The following is a 16,484-nucleotide window of genomic DNA, read 5'->3' as shown; positions in this document are numbered from 1 at the left end:
GGGTACCAGCTACGTCCTTCACCGAACAATTTCTTGTCCAGTTGCATCTTTTTTGTTGAAGAAAGTGTGGGCAACCCACACAACCCAATTATGTTTAAGGAGGTGATCCGACCGCAGGTTCCCCTACGGTCACCTTGTTACGACTTCTCCCTTGTTGCTAAACTCGTGTTCGATGACGTCAATTAGGCGTCACCTCGCACAAACCCAACTTCAATGAAGCGACGGGCGGTGTGTGCAAGGAGCAGGGACGTATTCACTGCGCGGTTATGACGCGCGGTTACTAGGGATTCCATATTCATGAGGGCGAGTTGCAGCCCTCAATCATAACTGAGATAGAGTTTAAGGATTGCCTCCCTCTTTCGAGTTCGGAACCCGTTGTCTCTATCATTGCAGCCCGCGTGTAGCCCCAGGGTTTCGGGGCATACTGACCTGCCGTGGCCCCCTCCTTCCTCCACTTCAGCAGTGGCGGTCCCCTTAGTTAGCCCAGCTACTCCTGAGAGTAACTGCAGCAACTAAGGGCAGGGATCTCGCTCGTTACCTGACTTAACAGGACACCTCACGGCACGAGCTGGCGACGGCCATGCACCTCCTCTCAGCTTGTCTGGTAAAGTCTTCAGCTTGACCTTCATTCTGCTGTCTCCCCGGGTAAGATTCCTGGCGTTGACTCCAATTGAACCGCAGGCTTCACCCCTTGTGGTGCTCCCCCGCCAATTCCTTTAAGTTTCAGACTTGCGTCCGTACTTCCCAGGCGGCAAACTTAACGGCTTCCCTGCGGCACTGCATTGGCCATAAGCCAATGCATCACCGAGTTTGCATCGTTTACAGCTGGGACTACCCGGGTATCTAATCCGGTTTGCTCCCCCAGCTTTCATCCCTCACCGTCGAACGTGTTCTGGCAGACCGCCTTCGCCACTGGTGGTCCTCAATGGATCAGAGGATTTTACCCCTACCCACTGAATACCGTCTGCCTCTCCCACTCCCTAGCTCTGTAGTATCTCCAGCGGCCCATCTGTTGAGCAGGTGGATTTAACCGAAGACTTGCAGAGCCGGCTACGGATGCTTTAGGCCCAATAAACGTCCTGACCACTCGAGGTGCTGGTATTACCGCGGCGGCTGACACCAGACTTGCCCACCCCTTATTCACCTGTGCTTTTAGGACAGGCAAAAGACTCCTTTATCAGGAATCACTCGGACTGACCCAGTCGTGCTTTCGCACATTGCTAAGGTTTCTCGCCTGCTGCGCCCCATAGGGCCTGGGTCCGTGTCTCAGTACCCATCTCCGGGCTTCTCCTCTCAGAGCCCGTACCTGTAATCGCCTTGGTGGGCCATTACCTCACCAACAAGCTGATAGGCCGCAGTCCCATCCCATGGCAGTAAACTGTTTGGACCATAAGCCATTCCAGGCACTATGATCTATCGTGGTTTATTCTCAGTTTCCCGAGGTTATCCACGTCCACGAGTTAGGTTGACTACGTGTTACTGAGCCGTCCGCCTTGTATTGCTACAATGACTCGCATGGCTTAGTACCAATCCGATAGCAGTCAGGTCCGGCAGGATCAACCGGATTCGTTTTGTTCGTACATATTTCAGTACGCGTCGAAGTAAGACGTAATATTTATTGGAAATTGGTGGATTGCACACACTTTCTTCAAACTTCGGATAAGATCTTTTGATCAAACCCACATATTGTATGCGTAACTGGAGGCCTGTGAATCACAAACTGGTATACTACCAAACATCATCACAAGCGCCGCCTTGCTGTTACGTATGCAAAAAGGGGATCAAAGAGAAATAATATAAACCATGCCCAAAACCTGCTTTTTTTATAATTATTATCCGATCACTAATATTAAACAGACTGGCAATTGCATGCAGTTGTCTTCTACTTTAGATACATATAAGAAAAATACCAAGAAATCCGCCAAGATATTTGAGAGATCAAAAAAACTTCATGTCAACGGTGTTAGTCACAACATAAGATTTTTCGAGCCATATCCGTTTGTCACAAAGTCTGCAAAAGGCAAGTATCTGATAGATGTAGACGGTAACAAATACACAGATTATTGGATGGGTCATTGGAGCCTCATTTTAGGTCATGCCGTACCAAAGGTCGCAGACAAGGTTAGAAAACAAATTCAACATTGTTGGATGCATGGAACCGTAAACGAAAATACGGTAGAATTTTCAGAGATAATACAAAAAGCAGTTCCAGTTGCTGAAAAGATTCGATATGTTTCTACTGGAACTGAAGCTACAATGTATACAACAAGAATTGCAAGAGCGAAAACTGGAAAAAAAATAATTGCAAAAATTGAAGGTGGGTGGCATGGATATACAACCGATTTACTAAAATCAGTCAACTATCCATTTGATCAATCAGAGAGCGCAGGATTAATAGATGAAGAACACATAATTTCCATTCCGTATAACAATCTAGAAAAATCAATCTCAATTTTAGAATCTGTAAAAAACAATCTAGCCGGCATAATAATAGAACCATTGCTTGGCGGTGCAGGTTGCATTCCCGCAACAAAAGAATATCTTACAGGAATTCAAGAATTCACTCATAGTAATAACGCACTTTTTATTTTAGATGAGATTGTTACAGGCTTTAGATTCAGATTTGGTTGTCTTTACAAAACAATGAATCTTGACCCAGATATTGTAACATTAGGAAAAATTGTTGGCGGCGGATTTCCAATCGGAGTGATTTGTGGAAAAGAGGAAGTGATGAAAATTACCGATGCTAACTCAAATAAAAGAATCGATAGATCATATATTGGAGGAGGAACATTTTCTGCCAATCCTATGACTATGACGTCAGGAAAGGCAATGTTAAAATTTTTAAAGAAAAACTCTGTTCCAGTCTATAAAAAAATTGGGAGACTGGGAGAAGAAACACGAAAAGGATTATCAAAAATATTACAAGACAAGGCAATAATCACAGGAATGGGATCATTATTTATGCCACATTTTTTGGCAAACGGTATAACACAGATTACAAATGCAGAAGAAGCATCAAAGTGCAACATAGATATCCTAAAAAAATACCATTTCGAATTGATTGCCAAAGAGAAGATATTCTTCCTTCCAGGTAAGCTTGGGGCAATATCCTACGTACATTCAGAATCAGACATTAAGGACCTGCTTGAAGCTTCAAAGAGATTCGCAGTTTCGTTAAAATAATTAGCCAAGCTCATTAACTAATCAAATAAAGAGATTCCAGTTGTGTATAAGATAATCATCGTTGCAGTAATTACAATTTTACTTGCCCCGATGGCAGTATCGTCCTCCTTTGCTGAAAATTTCAAGACCAGTCCATTTTTTGGAAAAGATGCAGGGGATGGATTGACAACATACAGCATACAGTATTCATCAGTAAAGGACATCATAAGCCCATCAGTTAGTACAAAAGACAAGTCCATAAGTTTCAACTTGGTTGGAAAAACTGATACAAATAGCACTTTGATTCTGAAACTACCAACTGGACTAATTAGCGGTCCATTTATCGGAGTCTTTGTAGACAATAACATAATTACGAATTACTCCATAACAAATGAAACTGGAGATACAGCAATATCAATACCAATCACTCCTCTTACTGAGAACATATCCATTGTCGGAACTACCGTGGTGCCAGAGTTTGGACCAATAGCTGCCATTGCATTAGCAATAGGAATTATAGCAATAGTGACCATTACAAGATTCAGACCAATTCACCTATAAAATATAATCAATTGGAAAAAGTTTCTTTTATTTAATCAAGTAGAATAACTTTGATCAGGATCAAAGCGTTTTCCACGAGTGCGTGATTCTATATCTTGAGCCATGGAATCAAGATCAGATGTATCACCAAACTTTCGATAAGTCATCTTTTCAAGTGTCTTAAGTATACTCTTTGCAGAACGATACTGTGGAAGTTTTGGTTCATTCAATTCAGCATACAAACCAATTCCCTGTATTCCATTCATCTTTGCAAATCCAAGTATCAATCCATTAAATCCTGTAATAATAGAAGATTCAGGAGTTGTCAGTATCCCAAGTTTTCGTACTTGTTCTGTTAGATCTTTAGATGTAGTAGTGACAAATGTTTTGGGTTCGCCATCAATTGGTTTTTGAGTATGAAAACCACCTAATGTGTAGATGAATCTTGTAGAATGTTTTTTTGCCACATTTATGACATCTTGACATAATACGTTGAGCTCTTCCGTAGAGGATGGTTGACCAGAACCTCCTCCAAATACAATGATATCTTTTGCATATCTATAGTCCCATTTTTCTTCTGGAATGTCAATGTATCCTCCGTTATCAATGACATATGCAGGGTATGATGGTTGTACTTCACGAAATATCGATGTATTTAGATTTGAATTGATAAAATCAATCACAATACTTCCTACATCGCCCATATCTTGCATGGCTGCAATTAAGAGAGGTTTTGAAACATCAGGCTCACTCTTTTGTATAAAATCCATACTTATCATATGATCTTTTATGATTAATATCTTATCTCTCAGACTTGACTCATTCTGTCTTTTTGTCAAAAATAGAAGTAGAATGGGCTGCGAGCGATTATTTACTAGATATTCGTAGGTATCTTGTTGGAAGATAGAGAACCATATCCATTTAGTAAATATTCTGAGAACAAGACTCTTCTCAATTCAATTTTCATGAAAGAAAAAATATCAAAGTATTCTAAACAAATAATTGACAAATATTTTAAATCATTACTAAGGGCGCACAAAAGTGTAGAATTAACTAGAGATTTACTTGAACTTGGCATGATACAAGACATAGTAGCAGATTATCTAAGGGATATGCAATGGCATGTAAAACATGATACATCCTATTCAGATTTTGATCCTCAGTATAGGTTTGATCTAGTGGCAAGAAAAGAAAAAAGAGTCATTGTTGTTCTTATTCAACCTGAAATTACCAGACAATCAATATTAGAAATTCAAAAAGATGTCTTTAGTGTAAAAAAAGAGATGCCAAGTACTCGAGTGCTCTTGGCTACAGATATTTTGGAATTACCTTCCATTTTAGAAAAAAGTACACTTTCAGATTTTATTATAGATATGGCAAAAAAATACAAACTGGGGATACTTCTAGTAGATAAAAATCTAGACTATCAAGAGACATGGCTAGTCCCATCAGAATTTCTTTATGCCTAGTTTCAATTCAAATTTTCAAGACAAATAGAAGGATTTCCAAGAATTTATTGGAAAAATAGTTGGGTTATTATGGGATAACAGCTTGACAGGTGTGTTATTTATGGTAGTACAAGGCTCTGAATTGGACGCACGCTGTGGTAGATGTGGAAAAGCCAAGATGTTAACAGACGGTACTACAGGTGAGCGATTCTGTGGAGGGTGTGGATTTGTAGTAAATGAAATTGTAAACGACTTGGGTCCAGAGAGACAATCATTTTCAAAAGAACAGTTCGAAGATAGGGCAAGAACTGGTGTTCCAACATCCCTTGCAATGCATGACATGGGACTTGCAACAGTAATCGGACAGGCAAATAAGGACTCGACTGGGAAACCATTGTCAGCATCAATGAAAAATACAATCACACGTCTTAGAACATGGGATAGTAGAAGCCAAGTACATGAGGCAACTGAAAGAAATTGTAGACAAGCATTCAGTGAACTTAGTAGACTAAAAGACAAACTTGCTCTATCAGATGCAGTAGTTGAAAAGACTGCATACATCTATAGAAAGGCATTAGAAAAAGGATTAGCAAAAGGTAGATCAATTCCAGGATTAATTGCAGCTGCATTATATTTATCATGCAGAGAAACCGGCACACCTAGAACATTAAACGAAGTTGCAAGAAGAATCAATGTGAAAAAGAAAGATGTCTCAAGATGTTACAGATTATTATTACAAGAGCTGGACATGACTATGCCAGTACTTGATCCAATAAAATGCATGTCAAGAATTGCAAGTGAATCAGGTCTTAGTGAGAAAGTAAAACGAGAGGCACTTAAGATTTTAGAACAAGCAAATGAAAAAGAGATTTCGGCAGGAAAGGATCCAATGGGCCTTGCCGCTGCAGCATTGTATCTATCTTGTGCAATACATGGAGACAGTACAACTCAAAAGGTAATTGCAATTGCAGCAGGGGTAACAGAAGTAACCATACGAAATAGATACAAGGGATTACGAGAACTCTTGGATATTCAAGTTCCGGACAAAAAAACAAGGTCCGAATTGGCTTGAAGAATTACTCTAAAAAATTTGTCAGCTACCCATAAAATTAACAAGATGTCCTATGCTGAAGATGTAATCCTAAAGGTGTGGCAAAAAGGTCAGATTGATGAATACAACATTCCTAATAATTTTAGAAAAGATAATTGTGGTGCATGGATTGAAAGAACGGAATATGAAAATGTCAACTCTCCATTTGGATGGCATATAGACAAAATAAATCGCGACCTGGATTCAGATGACATAACAAATCTGTATCCAGTTCATTCTAAGAACAATGTAAGAAATCAGGATGGAACCATAAATTGCAAGGTAACGTCATCAGGTACAATAAACGTTGAGAAATTATAATTTCTAAAAAAATTATCTAAAGTGTGATATAGCTACCTTTTGCCCAACTTTAAGATCCTTTTGGATCTTGACCTTCTTTACCGCTTCCTCAAAGTCTTTCATCTTTACCTTTGCCATTTCAACTTGTTTTTCTGCCTCTTTTGGATCAGGATATTTTTCAACAAAGTTATGTAATACGATAGAGGCAGCAGTATTTGCAATTGCTGCAACATCTGCTCCGCTCATACCATCAGTCATCTCTGCAATCTTTGTCAAATCAACATAATCGGGGTTTAGTCCAGTTGGAGTTCCCATCTCCTTTTCAATTGGAATATCACGTGAACTAATCTCCAATATTTTGAGTCTGCCTTCCTTATCTGGAATTGGAACTACAATGATTTTATCAAATCTACCAGGTCTGATTAGTGCTGGATCAATCATGTCAGCTCTATTAGTTGCAGCTATTACCACTACACCATTCAAAGAAGTGATTCCGTCCATCTCTGTTAGTAATTGACTGACAACTTTTTCTGTAGTTGCACTCTCTCCCATTCCTCTAATCGGAGCAATAGAATCAACTTCATCAAAGAATATGACACATGGTGAAGACTGTCTTGCTCTTCTAAATATTTCTCGAATTCCACGCTCTGATTCACCTATCCATTTAGATAGTAATTCAGGACCTTTTACTGAGATGAAATTTGCCTCACTCTCTGTTGCTACGGCTTTTGCCAAAAGTGTTTTGCCAGTTCCACTTGGCCCATGTAGCAAAATACCTCGTGGCATTCTATATCCAAGCTGAGAGTAAAGATTAGGATATTTCATTGGCCATTCTACAGCTTCCTGAAGTTCTCGTTTTACATTCTCAAGTCCACCAATTTGGCTCCACTGTACATCAGGAGTTTCAATATACACCTCACGCATTCCAGCAGGAGTTACATCCCGGAATGCAAGTTGATAGTCATCAGCATTTACAATAAGTTTATCCAAAGTTTCTGGGGGAATTTTTTCGTCAGATAAATTGATTTCGGGCAATAATCGTCGTAGGCATTTCATTGCAGCTTCTTTGCATAAATACTCCAAATCAGCTCCTACATATCCATGACTTGAGCCTGAAATTTTTTCCAAGTTTACATCTTCAGTTAGAGGCATGTTTCTAGTATGAATCAATAAAATCTCTAGTCTTCCCTTTTTATCAGGCACTTTGATCTCAATTTCCCTATCAAATCTTCCAGGCCTTCTTAGAGCTGGATCTAGTGCATTTGGCCTATTTGTTGCAGCAATAACAATTACTTTACCTCTTCCTTCAAGACCGTCCATGAGGGATAACATTTGTGATACTACTCTTCTCTCAACTTCTCCTGTTACCTCTTCTCGTTTTGGTGCAATAGAATCAATTTCATCTATGAAAATAATTGAAGGTGCTTTTTCTTTTGCCTCCTTGAATATCTCACGTAGTCTTGCCTCACTTTCACCATAGAATTTGCTCATTATCTCAGGACCTGATATACTGATAAAGTGCGCATTAGTCTCATTTGCAACTGCTTTTGCTAACAGTGTCTTGCCAGTTCCTGGCACTCCATACAGTAAGACACCTTTTGGAGCTTCAACACCTAGTTTCTCAAATATTTCTGGATGTCGCATTGGAAGTTCAATCATTTCTCGTACTTTTCTTATTTCATCAGACATTCCGCCAATGTCTTCATATGATACCTGTGGTACTCCACGTAGACTCTCTCCTTTTTCAGCAATATGAAATTCTGTCTTTGGCGTTACAAGTACTGCGTCAGTAGCTGGAGTAATTCCAATTACCTGAAATGTCAACCTGCCACCAAAGTATGGCACCATTATATTATCACCTTTTACAAGCGGAATATTTTCTAGAGAGTCAGTAAGATATCTTTCGTCAATTGGAGGTATAGAATCAAGCGGTGCAACTATGACTTTTTCTGCAGGAACAGTTTTTATTTTCCGTACAGTTACAGTATCACCAATTCCAATACCTGTGTTGTTCCTGCCAAGACCATCAACTCGGATAATTCCTTTCCCTTCATCAGATGGATATAGTGGAAGACATCTCGCAACAGATCTTCGTTTTCCAGTAATTTCTAAAATATCACCAGTTGATGCACCAAGAGCATCCATTGATTCATAATCAATACGTGTTACACCTCGACCTACATCACGAGTATACGCTTCCAATATTTTTAATTGAATAGAATTTTGGGCTATACATATACATGGAAGGCATGTCTTGTTATACCTTTGGAATCTTTGATACACATGACATTTACTTACTAGATCTGACAAGGAACAAAAGGAGTAAAAAATCCCATAATACAAAATAATTGAGAACTTTTATACCATAAATGTAATTTCAAGATCGAATTGGATGCATATCTTGAAGAAGAATTATACGATCTCATAACATATTGTATTCAAAACTCTAGTGCTTCAGATTATTCCATCAAAGAAGATAGAATTAAGGAGATAGGCCGAGAGTTATTTGCTGATGGTGGAGTTGACGCACTTGAAAACATGTATTTTTCCATAGAACATAGAGTTAGGGAAGAGATTTCAGAAGACGCCAAGCCTTATCGTTTCCTTTGGAATGATATTTCTAACGAGTGGAATCATTAGGCAATAGAAGCCAAGGGCTCTTCCTTTATTGTTTCTTGCATCGTTCTTCTTGCCCTAGCTAGTACCATTCTAAGATGTTCGATTTCTATGTCATCAATCATTTCACACATGATGATTTTATAAAATAATTATGATACTTAAGAGATGTGTATCTATAATGTAAATGATCTATTGGATTCAGGATTATTTGTCGGTTTAAGATTTGCGCAATAATCAATCCATTGATGTGTAAATGAAATCTCCTTGTCACCATGCACATAGCAGCCAATTACATTTTTACCATCTACTTTTAGTGGAAAATCTACTACAAATTTTTCTTGTTCATCTATTTTTCTAAAATATGTTGGTCGAAGGCCCATTGAGTACAATTCAATAACATATTCAAAAGGATTAATTCCGCCAAGTTTTTCTTTGACTGATTCAAATGCTGCATATCTTGCAGCATATTTTGCAGCATCTCTTGCCACATCCCTTACAGTTTCACCAGAGAGAAATTCACTACCATACCAACCATAATTATTTCTGGCAGATTGGCTTGCTTCTTTCCAAGCATAATTCCATGCAGAATCCCAAGTGTTAGTACAGTTAGATTTCATTGCCTCAACTCTTGCCAAATCCCAAAGTGAGTCAGATGCATGCTGAATAGTATCATTTTCTTTTTTCCAATGCATTAAGGATGTAGTGTATTTTTCAACAATTTCTTCTACCTTTGATAAGATAGTGTTAGCTTCTGCAATAGAACGGGCAGGAGTGAAATATGTCACAGATTGTAACTTAGAAATTTGTGAATTACTTGAACTGGTTTGAGACATTTTCAGAATTCAAAACTTATCAGTTTTATATTAATCTGTTTTTTTACGCTCATACAATCTCTCTGGAGGTTCATGTCCATCCTTTTTACGTCCTGGTAGATATAACTTGGCTACTGCACCCATCATAAATCCCCCAACTACCACTATTGCAATTCCACTAACAATTAATACCAAAACTCGTCCAATTGATTTGAGTACAGCCATCCCTTTCTAGATACATTTGCAGGTAAATAGGGTTTAGCCATGAGTGTTAACTTGTACTCTTTTTTCAATCCATCATCTTTTAGAGTTCTGTAATTTCAGAATCTCCAAGATATGTTGACAAGTTTCCCGTTATCTTTTTTATGATCCCAAGCGCTGATTTTATTTCTTGTTCTGAAACCTCTTTTGTTGAAATTTTCTTAATTTGTGTAGCAGATTCCATAATAGAATCCCATAGTGAATCTGTCTTGGAGGTAGTATAGACTCTTTTTATTCTCCTATCTTGAGAGTCTAACTTTCTTTCTACATACCCATCCTCTTCCATTTTGTCAATTATTGGCACAAGCGTAGGACTTTCAATTCCTATCTTATCAGCAAGTTCTCTTTGAGTAAGACCAGAATGTAGGTAGAGAGCAAATATGACTTTTGATTGGGTTATTGTTATTCCTATTTTATTACGCAGTTCAAGATCAAATGCCTTTTGAAAAGTTTTGGACGCAGAGTAAACTACAAAGCCTATACTATTTTCATAATCAAACTTTTTCATTTGTCTCCTAATCATTAGGAAGCTAATGATTATATAGACCTTATCCTATACACTAGATATGAAAACAATGAGAGGAGAAAAAAGAAATGGCAATTAGTATGAAACAACAATACCGATCAGAGTTAGGAATAGTCTCAGAGATACTACAAGTAACAATGGATTGTGGCATTCAGGGTACAATAATATCGTCAATTGCAAGAAGAGCAAACCTATCACATTATACCGCAATGGAAAAATGTCAAAAATTACTTGATTTTGGACTTATGGAATCCAGAATAGATAAGAAAAGTCGTTCTTTTATAATTACCGAAAAAGGAATTCAATTCTATCACCAGATGCAAAAATTTCTAGAAATTGCTCAGGAAATAAAAATAAGATGTTAGATTAGCAAATAGATTATTCTTCTATTACAAGACCCAATTTTACTTTAAAGAGTTTAGTCAGATTTCTTACAGAAACATTACTTACACCGCAAACCTTTGCAATCTCTACTTGTGTTTTTTTCTCATTAGTGGTGCATGTTGCCAAGTAAACCGCTGCTGCAACTAAAGACATCGGATTTTTTCCTATAGAAAATCCAGCATCTTCAGATTTCAACAATAAATTCAAAGCATTTCTTCGTGTACTTTCACTGACATTAATCATACTACAAATTTTAGTTACAAATTCTACAGGATCATAAGGTTCCAACTTTAGATCCAGACTTTTTACCATCGTTCGGTATGCAGTGGCAAGATCACCTTTTCTAATATTTCCAGCTTTTGCAATATCTCGTAAAGTCCTGGGAGTTGCAGTCTTTCTACAGGCAGCATATAACGCCGCATAAAGTATTGAAGAAATCCCCCTTCCGCGAGTTAGTTTTAGAGCAGCTGCCTTTCTGTAGATATATGCAGTTTCTTCAATTACATTATCTGGAAGCGAAAGTTGTGATTTCATTGTATCAAGTAACACAAATGCTTTCCGTAGATTGGAATCGTTTCCTTTTGATTTACTTCTACTATCCCAGATTCTAAGTCTGTTAAATGTATTTTTCATGTACCCAGATAGTGAATTACCAGAAGCATCTTTGTCTTGACTTCCTATGGTGGTTGCAAGACCCATATCATGTATAGCAAGACTTGATTTAGCTCCGGTTCTACTTTTATCGTTAAATTGTTCAAGATCAAACGAGCGTAATTCAGGTCCTACACTATCTATTTTTTCTATCAAAACTTGACCGCAGCTTGAACAGAGAATTTCACCCGCATCATTGTCCGTTATAAGAGGTCCCCTAGTACAGACATCTAATTTGCATTTGTCAAACATCTCATCTTGCAATTGGGTATATTATGTCAAATTTGATTAATTAGTAATTTGCGACAAATACTAGGGTTATTTCGCAGTAGCTATAGCTAATTTCTCATTCTAAGACTATGGAATAAAATAATTTTCATCCTAAATGCTTTTTCGGTCATGTTAGATCTATACTCATCAAGATTTTTAGTTTTATTCAGTTGTATCAACTTTATTCAAATCACATGTATTAGAATATACGATTATGCTGTTATGTATCCGGTACAAACATACACATCAGCAAAGAGTGATTTAGCATCCACTTGCTTTAAATTAAGAATAGCTTGCTACAAAGGAATGTCAGAAGATTTAATCCGTTCAATTGAAGAACTAATAAAATCTGAGAGGGGAGATGTTGGAAGGCTGCAAGATATTCTGACTACAATTAAAAATGGTGAATCGATTTCTTTTGAGGATCATAAATACATCGAGAGTCTTGTACAGAGTCAATCTCCATCCAATCCAATTTCAAATTCTGACAACATGAGCGGTGATACTGTAAAACCAATGAATGTTGCTGATAATATCATTCCTGAATTAAATTCAGAAATTCCTAATCCAGAAGTCTCTGAGAGAGAAGATGTGAAGAGAGCCCCAATCAAAAAATATGCATCAGTTGGCATAGTAGTTGCGATAATACTTGTCGCATATATCGGACTAGACGTATACGCAGTAAATAACTTACAATTTCGTCCTCATCATGGCCAGCAGACAGTAATTTCTGAAACCCAGCTTGCAATAAAATCAGATGTATGCAATCCGGCATATTTTCCAGCCACATTTACCAAGTATGAAATAACTGCATTTTATAATACAGATGAGATCGAAAAAGCTACCATTGCAGGATCTACATTATCACCAAAATCTGCAGCCATATTGGATGGAATATTTGCAATAAATAAAGAAGCAGTAACCAAAATTGGAAATCAAAATGCTACGTTTGATCCAACCAAAGCTACAATAACAACTTCAATAGATGCACCAATTTTTGGATTCATACCATATACAGTAGATAAGAAATATCCAGCCCAGGAATTCCAGAATAGAATAAAAAATCCCCCTCCAGGCACATTTGACTGCATGTATTAGAATCAAAGATATTCGAGAATACATTTTCAGATAAATTACTAATTATCATCAAAATCATTTTTTGGTAAAAAATATCCAATCACCCACAGCAATCAAGAGAATATCACTTTGAGAATCAGATCTGTCTACAATCTTTTCAAAATTCATTAGAAAACACCAAAGATCTCAGAGTTTTACAATGAAAACAATTTCAAACATAGAGGTGTTAGATTTTTCATATTTTAACTGTATGAGACATGTATTTTAGTAGTCATGTAAATCAAGAAGACTTCAAAACACTTCTCAAAATTGATAATCTAGATCATTTTAATATTAATCTTGTACAATAATGACTTTGATGAAATCAAAGAAAAAGAAAATAAAAATTGAAGATAAAACAGAAGAAGAGATAAAACAGATGGAGCATGAACAAGCAAAAGAAGAACTACATCAAGCAGAATTAGCAATGGGTTACGAACAAGATGAGAAATTTAATGAATCCGAAAACTAATTCCAGTTTTTTAGAATCAGCATAATATTATTTTCTGTAAATTAAAGGGGTCGGTCAGACCCCGATTTAAGATCCGAGTCCCCTTTCAAGTTGATTACACTCCATACGTGAAAGTGCTTCATATGTGCATGTGTTTTCATTTTGAATAAACCACTCAGAAGATACCCTAATCTAAAAATTAGATGAGATATTAGAAATAACGACGTGAGTTTTTAGGTATCATACATAATATCACACTCAGTAATATGAAATTATTAAGAAACGCTAAAAATACTCGTCCATTTCAAAATGAATTAGTCATCAAATTATAAATAACTAGAAAAAATGCCAATTAGTCTTTCTTTCTTTCTCTTTTTCTCTGCAACATTCTCTGTTCTCCTTCTGCAAATCGTTTCTTATCATCCTCTGTTACAAGTATAAGTGAAGGAACTAGAGTCGGCTTTCCAAAGTCGTCCAATGCAACAGAAGTAACAAAAGCAGTATTTGTTAGGATCCTATTTCCTGTCATCAAATTTTCTGCTTCAACTTTGACTTCAATCTCCATTGAGGAATGAGATACGTAGTTTAGTCTAGCATTGAGTATGATTGCGTTTCCAACCATAACAGGTTTGAGAAAGTTTACTCTATCAATTGATGCCGTTACTGCATTTTTCTTACAGTGTCTTTGAGCGACAAGTCCAGATATCAAGTCAATTTGTTTTAGAATTTCTCCACCAAAGACATTACCTGCAGGATTTGCATCAGAAGGAAACATCCTTACAGTCATCTCAGTTTTTGACTCTTCAACACTCTTTGGTTTTAAAGACATAGTATTGCAATCAAACAACTGATTAATTTATGAGTTTGTTCTTTGGTTATCCGTAAAACACCGTTTAAGTAATAGACATCGTGACAAAAAACATTGAACTCTGTTACGGAGACTTGTGTAGTGACTGTATCAAAAAATAAAGTATTTGCATTTTTATCAAACATTGAAAATCTTCCAAAATGGAGTACAAAGTTTGTTAAAAAGATAATTTTAGCAGATGGTAAATACAAGGCAGTAACACCAATTGGTGAAGTATTCATACGACTAGACACAAACGAAAAAGCAGGCCTTATTGACATCTATGCCGGTTCTACTGAAGACAATATGACACCAGCATATCTTAGAATAATTTCTCTTCCTGATGATTCTACTGCAGTAATGTTCACTTTCTTTCAGTATGCTACTACATCTAGTACTATTTGGAAGATATTTTGCGAATGGATAAAGATAGAAGTAGAAAACATCAAAAAACACTTTTCCTAACGTAAAAAATCAATCTTATATTTTATGTAAATTACAGATAACAAATGAAATATTTCTGGTGGAGATTTCTAGATTACATAACTGGAGCCCTAGTTGGAGGAGTCATAGTATTTTTTGTAAACAAATTTGTCTGTCATCAATGCATAGGCCAGTATACACCTGTTCTAATGCTTGGATTATGGATTGGATTTATGCTACTTTGTAATTTCATCTTTCAAAAAGCAAGACCGTCAAGCATAAAACAAGATACGGTATAAAATGAAATCCCCCCAGAAAGCAAATATAGCTTAACTGATATCCCTCTAATGAATGGCATTTTTTGAAGATTTCTGTAAAAGCGTAGTTGCACTAGACCAAAAGATAAGATTTGCAGGAATTGCAGATGGAGATGGAACACTTGAAGGAGTATCAGAGAGAACTGGTCTGACCCCCATCATGAAACCAGAAGAGAGGGCACAGTACGCAATAACTGCTGCCACAAGGCAATACACTAGACTAAGATGGGAATACCTTCTTGGAAGAATATCCTATGCAAGTTCACATTATGCAAATATCATTAGAGCTACAATACCAATAGCAGATGAAAACAGAAGACTTGCACACGTATTGTTGTTGTCATTTGATCCTGATGCAGATGATTTCCATCAAATAATTACAAAGAAAATAATTCCTCTAGTAAAGCAGAACATGGAAAGATTCATGCAAGAAGCTCAAAAATAAAAAAAATTATCTCCCAGTGTTAATAGTAGGACGTTCAAGACCACGCTGGTCAACATATTGTGGTACCCTTGCATCAGTACAGACCGGAACATGCTGATCTTTATTGTCTTTACAGAAGTTTACTATCTGCAACATTTCTTGGTCACAATCAGAAGTCGGATTTGTTACACATGTATCTACGTCACTGGTTAGCGTAGAAACAGAATCAGGACTCTGGTTTAAACCCGGCATTAGACTTTGATCTTGAGAACCAAGAAAGGGCGAAATAAAAAAATATATGCTAAAACCAAACGCCACTGCAATTATAAGGTAAGTTGAGATCTTTCTTGCCCTGTCCACAATATGCTTAAAAATTTCTAAATTATAACTGATACTAATTTACGATACTACAATCTTCATTGTAAGTGTGGGAGACAATGCATCTGGATTATTTACACTTGTCCACACATAGATCTGTGCAGTATATGTACCAGGAGTGGTAGGCATCCATGACTGAGAGGGACTAAGTGATTGTCCTGCATCAAGCGTTCCGGTAATCCAGGATAAAGAATACACTACACCGTCTTGGTTTTGCACTTGGACTATATACGCAAAGGGTTGAGACCTGTCTAGACCATTAGCAACATCGGTTGTTATCTGTACTTGTTTTCCAACTTTTGTGTCCCACATACCATTTTCAAGTGTAGCACCAGATTTAGTTTGAGAATATCCAGACGGAATAATGGAAAATACCATAATCATGGTAAAAAGTAATACAACAACAGTTTTGTTCACAATAAGAATTCAATACTCTCATTTTTTAGGGTTTGGTAAATTATT

The 16,484-nt window shown here is 37.0% G+C and carries 21 protein-coding genes and 1 rRNA gene; 12 read left to right on the top strand and 10 right to left on the bottom strand.

Annotated features, from left to right (window positions below):
* Window positions 1-97: 97 nt before the first annotated feature.
* A 16S ribosomal RNA gene (locus tag C0Q33_RS08375) occupies window positions 98-1,567 on the bottom strand.
* A 302-nt stretch (window positions 1,568-1,869) separates the two neighbouring features.
* On the opposite strand from C0Q33_RS08375, the gene C0Q33_RS08370 reads away from it, so the two are divergent.
* Together C0Q33_RS08370 and C0Q33_RS08365 are read left to right on the top strand one after the other, a co-directional pair.
* Window positions 1,870-3,186, top strand: a complete 1,317-nt coding sequence (locus tag C0Q33_RS08370) for an aspartate aminotransferase family protein (RefSeq protein WP_101478148.1) — start codon at window positions 1,870-1,872, stop codon at window positions 3,184-3,186.
* 42 nt (window positions 3,187-3,228) lie between these two features.
* Window positions 3,229-3,726, top strand: a complete 498-nt coding sequence (locus C0Q33_RS08365) for a hypothetical protein (protein ID WP_101478147.1) — start codon at window positions 3,229-3,231, stop codon at window positions 3,724-3,726.
* A 35-nt stretch (window positions 3,727-3,761) separates the two neighbouring features.
* Here the strand turns inward: C0Q33_RS08365 and C0Q33_RS08360 are convergent, their stop codons facing one another.
* Window positions 3,762-4,475: a PAC2 family protein gene (locus C0Q33_RS08360; RefSeq protein WP_101478219.1), complete on the bottom strand. Its 714-nt coding sequence runs from the start codon at window positions 4,473-4,475 to the stop codon at window positions 3,762-3,764.
* 126 nt (window positions 4,476-4,601) lie between these two features.
* On the opposite strand from C0Q33_RS08360, the gene C0Q33_RS08355 reads away from it, so the two are divergent.
* The 3 genes from C0Q33_RS08355 to C0Q33_RS08345 all read left to right on the top strand — a co-directional run bounded on the left by C0Q33_RS08355 (window position 4,602) and on the right by C0Q33_RS08345 (window position 6,564).
* On the top strand, window positions 4,602-5,174 hold the full coding sequence (locus tag C0Q33_RS08355) for a hypothetical protein (RefSeq protein WP_101478146.1): 573 nt from the start codon (window positions 4,602-4,604) through the stop codon (window positions 5,172-5,174).
* Between the two features lie 100 nt (window positions 5,175-5,274).
* Complete coding sequence (locus C0Q33_RS08350; protein ID WP_245867408.1) at window positions 5,275-6,225, top strand: transcription initiation factor IIB; 951 nt, start codon at window positions 5,275-5,277, stop codon at window positions 6,223-6,225.
* An 18-nt stretch (window positions 6,226-6,243) separates the two neighbouring features.
* Window positions 6,244-6,564, top strand: coding sequence for an HNH endonuclease (locus tag C0Q33_RS08345; RefSeq protein ID WP_101478145.1), 321 nt, complete (start codon window positions 6,244-6,246; stop codon window positions 6,562-6,564).
* A gap of 12 nt (window positions 6,565-6,576) precedes the next feature.
* Here C0Q33_RS08345 and C0Q33_RS08340 read toward each other — a convergent pair whose 3' ends face one another.
* Window positions 6,577-8,775, bottom strand: a complete 2,199-nt coding sequence (locus C0Q33_RS08340; RefSeq protein ID WP_101478217.1) for a CDC48 family AAA ATPase — start codon at window positions 8,773-8,775, stop codon at window positions 6,577-6,579.
* Window positions 8,776-8,931: 156 nt separating this feature from the next.
* Between C0Q33_RS08340 and C0Q33_RS08335 the strand changes: the two genes are divergently transcribed.
* Window positions 8,932-9,183 (top strand): hypothetical protein, encoded by a 252-nt coding sequence (locus C0Q33_RS08335; protein ID WP_101478144.1) that lies wholly within the window; start codon window positions 8,932-8,934, stop codon window positions 9,181-9,183.
* A gap of 152 nt (window positions 9,184-9,335) precedes the next feature.
* Here the strand turns inward: C0Q33_RS08335 and C0Q33_RS08330 are convergent, their stop codons facing one another.
* The 3 genes from C0Q33_RS08330 to C0Q33_RS08325 form a co-directional block, all read right to left on the bottom strand.
* Window positions 9,336-9,995 carry a DUF2203 family protein gene (locus C0Q33_RS08330; RefSeq protein WP_101478143.1) on the bottom strand — a complete coding sequence of 220 codons (660 nt, stop codon included), beginning with the start codon at window positions 9,993-9,995 and terminating at the stop codon, window positions 9,336-9,338.
* Between the two features lie 30 nt (window positions 9,996-10,025).
* Entirely contained in the window at window positions 10,026-10,199 is a 174-nt protein-coding gene (locus C0Q33_RS09390) for a hypothetical protein (protein ID WP_165776487.1), read from the bottom strand.
* Window positions 10,200-10,278: 79 nt separating this feature from the next.
* Window positions 10,279-10,743: a MarR family winged helix-turn-helix transcriptional regulator gene (locus tag C0Q33_RS08325; protein ID WP_165776486.1), complete on the bottom strand. Its 465-nt coding sequence runs from the start codon at window positions 10,741-10,743 to the stop codon at window positions 10,279-10,281.
* An 86-nt stretch (window positions 10,744-10,829) separates the two neighbouring features.
* Here C0Q33_RS08325 and C0Q33_RS08320 point away from each other — a divergent pair, with 86 nt between their 5' ends.
* Window positions 10,830-11,126 carry a winged helix-turn-helix domain-containing protein gene (locus tag C0Q33_RS08320; protein ID WP_245867407.1) on the top strand — a complete coding sequence of 99 codons (297 nt, stop codon included), beginning with the start codon at window positions 10,830-10,832 and terminating at the stop codon, window positions 11,124-11,126.
* A gap of 13 nt (window positions 11,127-11,139) precedes the next feature.
* Here C0Q33_RS08320 and C0Q33_RS08315 read toward each other — a convergent pair whose 3' ends face one another.
* Complete coding sequence (locus tag C0Q33_RS08315; RefSeq protein WP_245867405.1) at window positions 11,140-12,060, bottom strand: transcription initiation factor IIB; 921 nt, start codon at window positions 12,058-12,060, stop codon at window positions 11,140-11,142.
* A 312-nt stretch (window positions 12,061-12,372) separates the two neighbouring features.
* Here C0Q33_RS08315 and C0Q33_RS08310 point away from each other — a divergent pair, with 312 nt between their 5' ends.
* Window positions 12,373-13,164 (top strand): hypothetical protein, encoded by a 792-nt coding sequence (locus C0Q33_RS08310; RefSeq protein ID WP_133121052.1) that lies wholly within the window; start codon window positions 12,373-12,375, stop codon window positions 13,162-13,164.
* Between the two features lie 337 nt (window positions 13,165-13,501).
* Entirely contained in the window at window positions 13,502-13,654 is a 153-nt protein-coding gene (locus C0Q33_RS09385; protein WP_165776485.1) for a hypothetical protein, read from the top strand.
* Window positions 13,655-13,985: 331 nt separating this feature from the next.
* Here C0Q33_RS09385 and C0Q33_RS08305 read toward each other — a convergent pair whose 3' ends face one another.
* On the bottom strand, window positions 13,986-14,462 hold the full coding sequence (locus C0Q33_RS08305; protein ID WP_101478140.1) for an acyl-CoA thioesterase: 477 nt from the start codon (window positions 14,460-14,462) through the stop codon (window positions 13,986-13,988).
* Window positions 14,463-14,555: 93 nt separating this feature from the next.
* On the opposite strand from C0Q33_RS08305, the gene C0Q33_RS08300 reads away from it, so the two are divergent.
* The 3 genes from C0Q33_RS08300 to C0Q33_RS08290 are packed head-to-tail and all read left to right on the top strand — an operon-like array spanning window position 14,556 to window position 15,665.
* Window positions 14,556-14,945: a hypothetical protein gene (locus tag C0Q33_RS08300; protein ID WP_133121051.1), complete on the top strand. Its 390-nt coding sequence runs from the start codon at window positions 14,556-14,558 to the stop codon at window positions 14,943-14,945.
* A gap of 44 nt (window positions 14,946-14,989) precedes the next feature.
* Window positions 14,990-15,202, top strand: coding sequence for a hypothetical protein (locus C0Q33_RS08295; RefSeq protein WP_101478138.1), 213 nt, complete (start codon window positions 14,990-14,992; stop codon window positions 15,200-15,202).
* A gap of 52 nt (window positions 15,203-15,254) precedes the next feature.
* Window positions 15,255-15,665, top strand: coding sequence for a hypothetical protein (locus C0Q33_RS08290; protein WP_101478137.1), 411 nt, complete (start codon window positions 15,255-15,257; stop codon window positions 15,663-15,665).
* Window positions 15,666-15,671: 6 nt separating this feature from the next.
* Here the strand turns inward: C0Q33_RS08290 and C0Q33_RS08285 are convergent, their stop codons facing one another.
* Both C0Q33_RS08285 and C0Q33_RS08280 read right to left on the bottom strand, forming a co-directional pair.
* On the bottom strand, window positions 15,672-16,004 hold the full coding sequence (locus C0Q33_RS08285) for a hypothetical protein (RefSeq protein ID WP_101478136.1): 333 nt from the start codon (window positions 16,002-16,004) through the stop codon (window positions 15,672-15,674).
* 39 nt (window positions 16,005-16,043) lie between these two features.
* The gene (locus C0Q33_RS08280) at window positions 16,044-16,439 is read right to left on the bottom strand and encodes a hypothetical protein (protein WP_101478135.1); all 396 of its coding nucleotides are present in this window, start codon (window positions 16,437-16,439) and stop codon (window positions 16,044-16,046) included.
* Window positions 16,440-16,484 lie beyond the last annotated feature (45 nt).

The organism is Candidatus Nitrosotalea bavarica, assembly GCF_900167955.1.
In the GTDB taxonomy this organism is placed as follows: domain Archaea; phylum Thermoproteota; class Nitrososphaeria; order Nitrososphaerales; family Nitrosopumilaceae; genus Nitrosotalea; species Nitrosotalea bavarica.
This window is presented reverse-complemented; position numbering and strand designations above follow the sequence as displayed.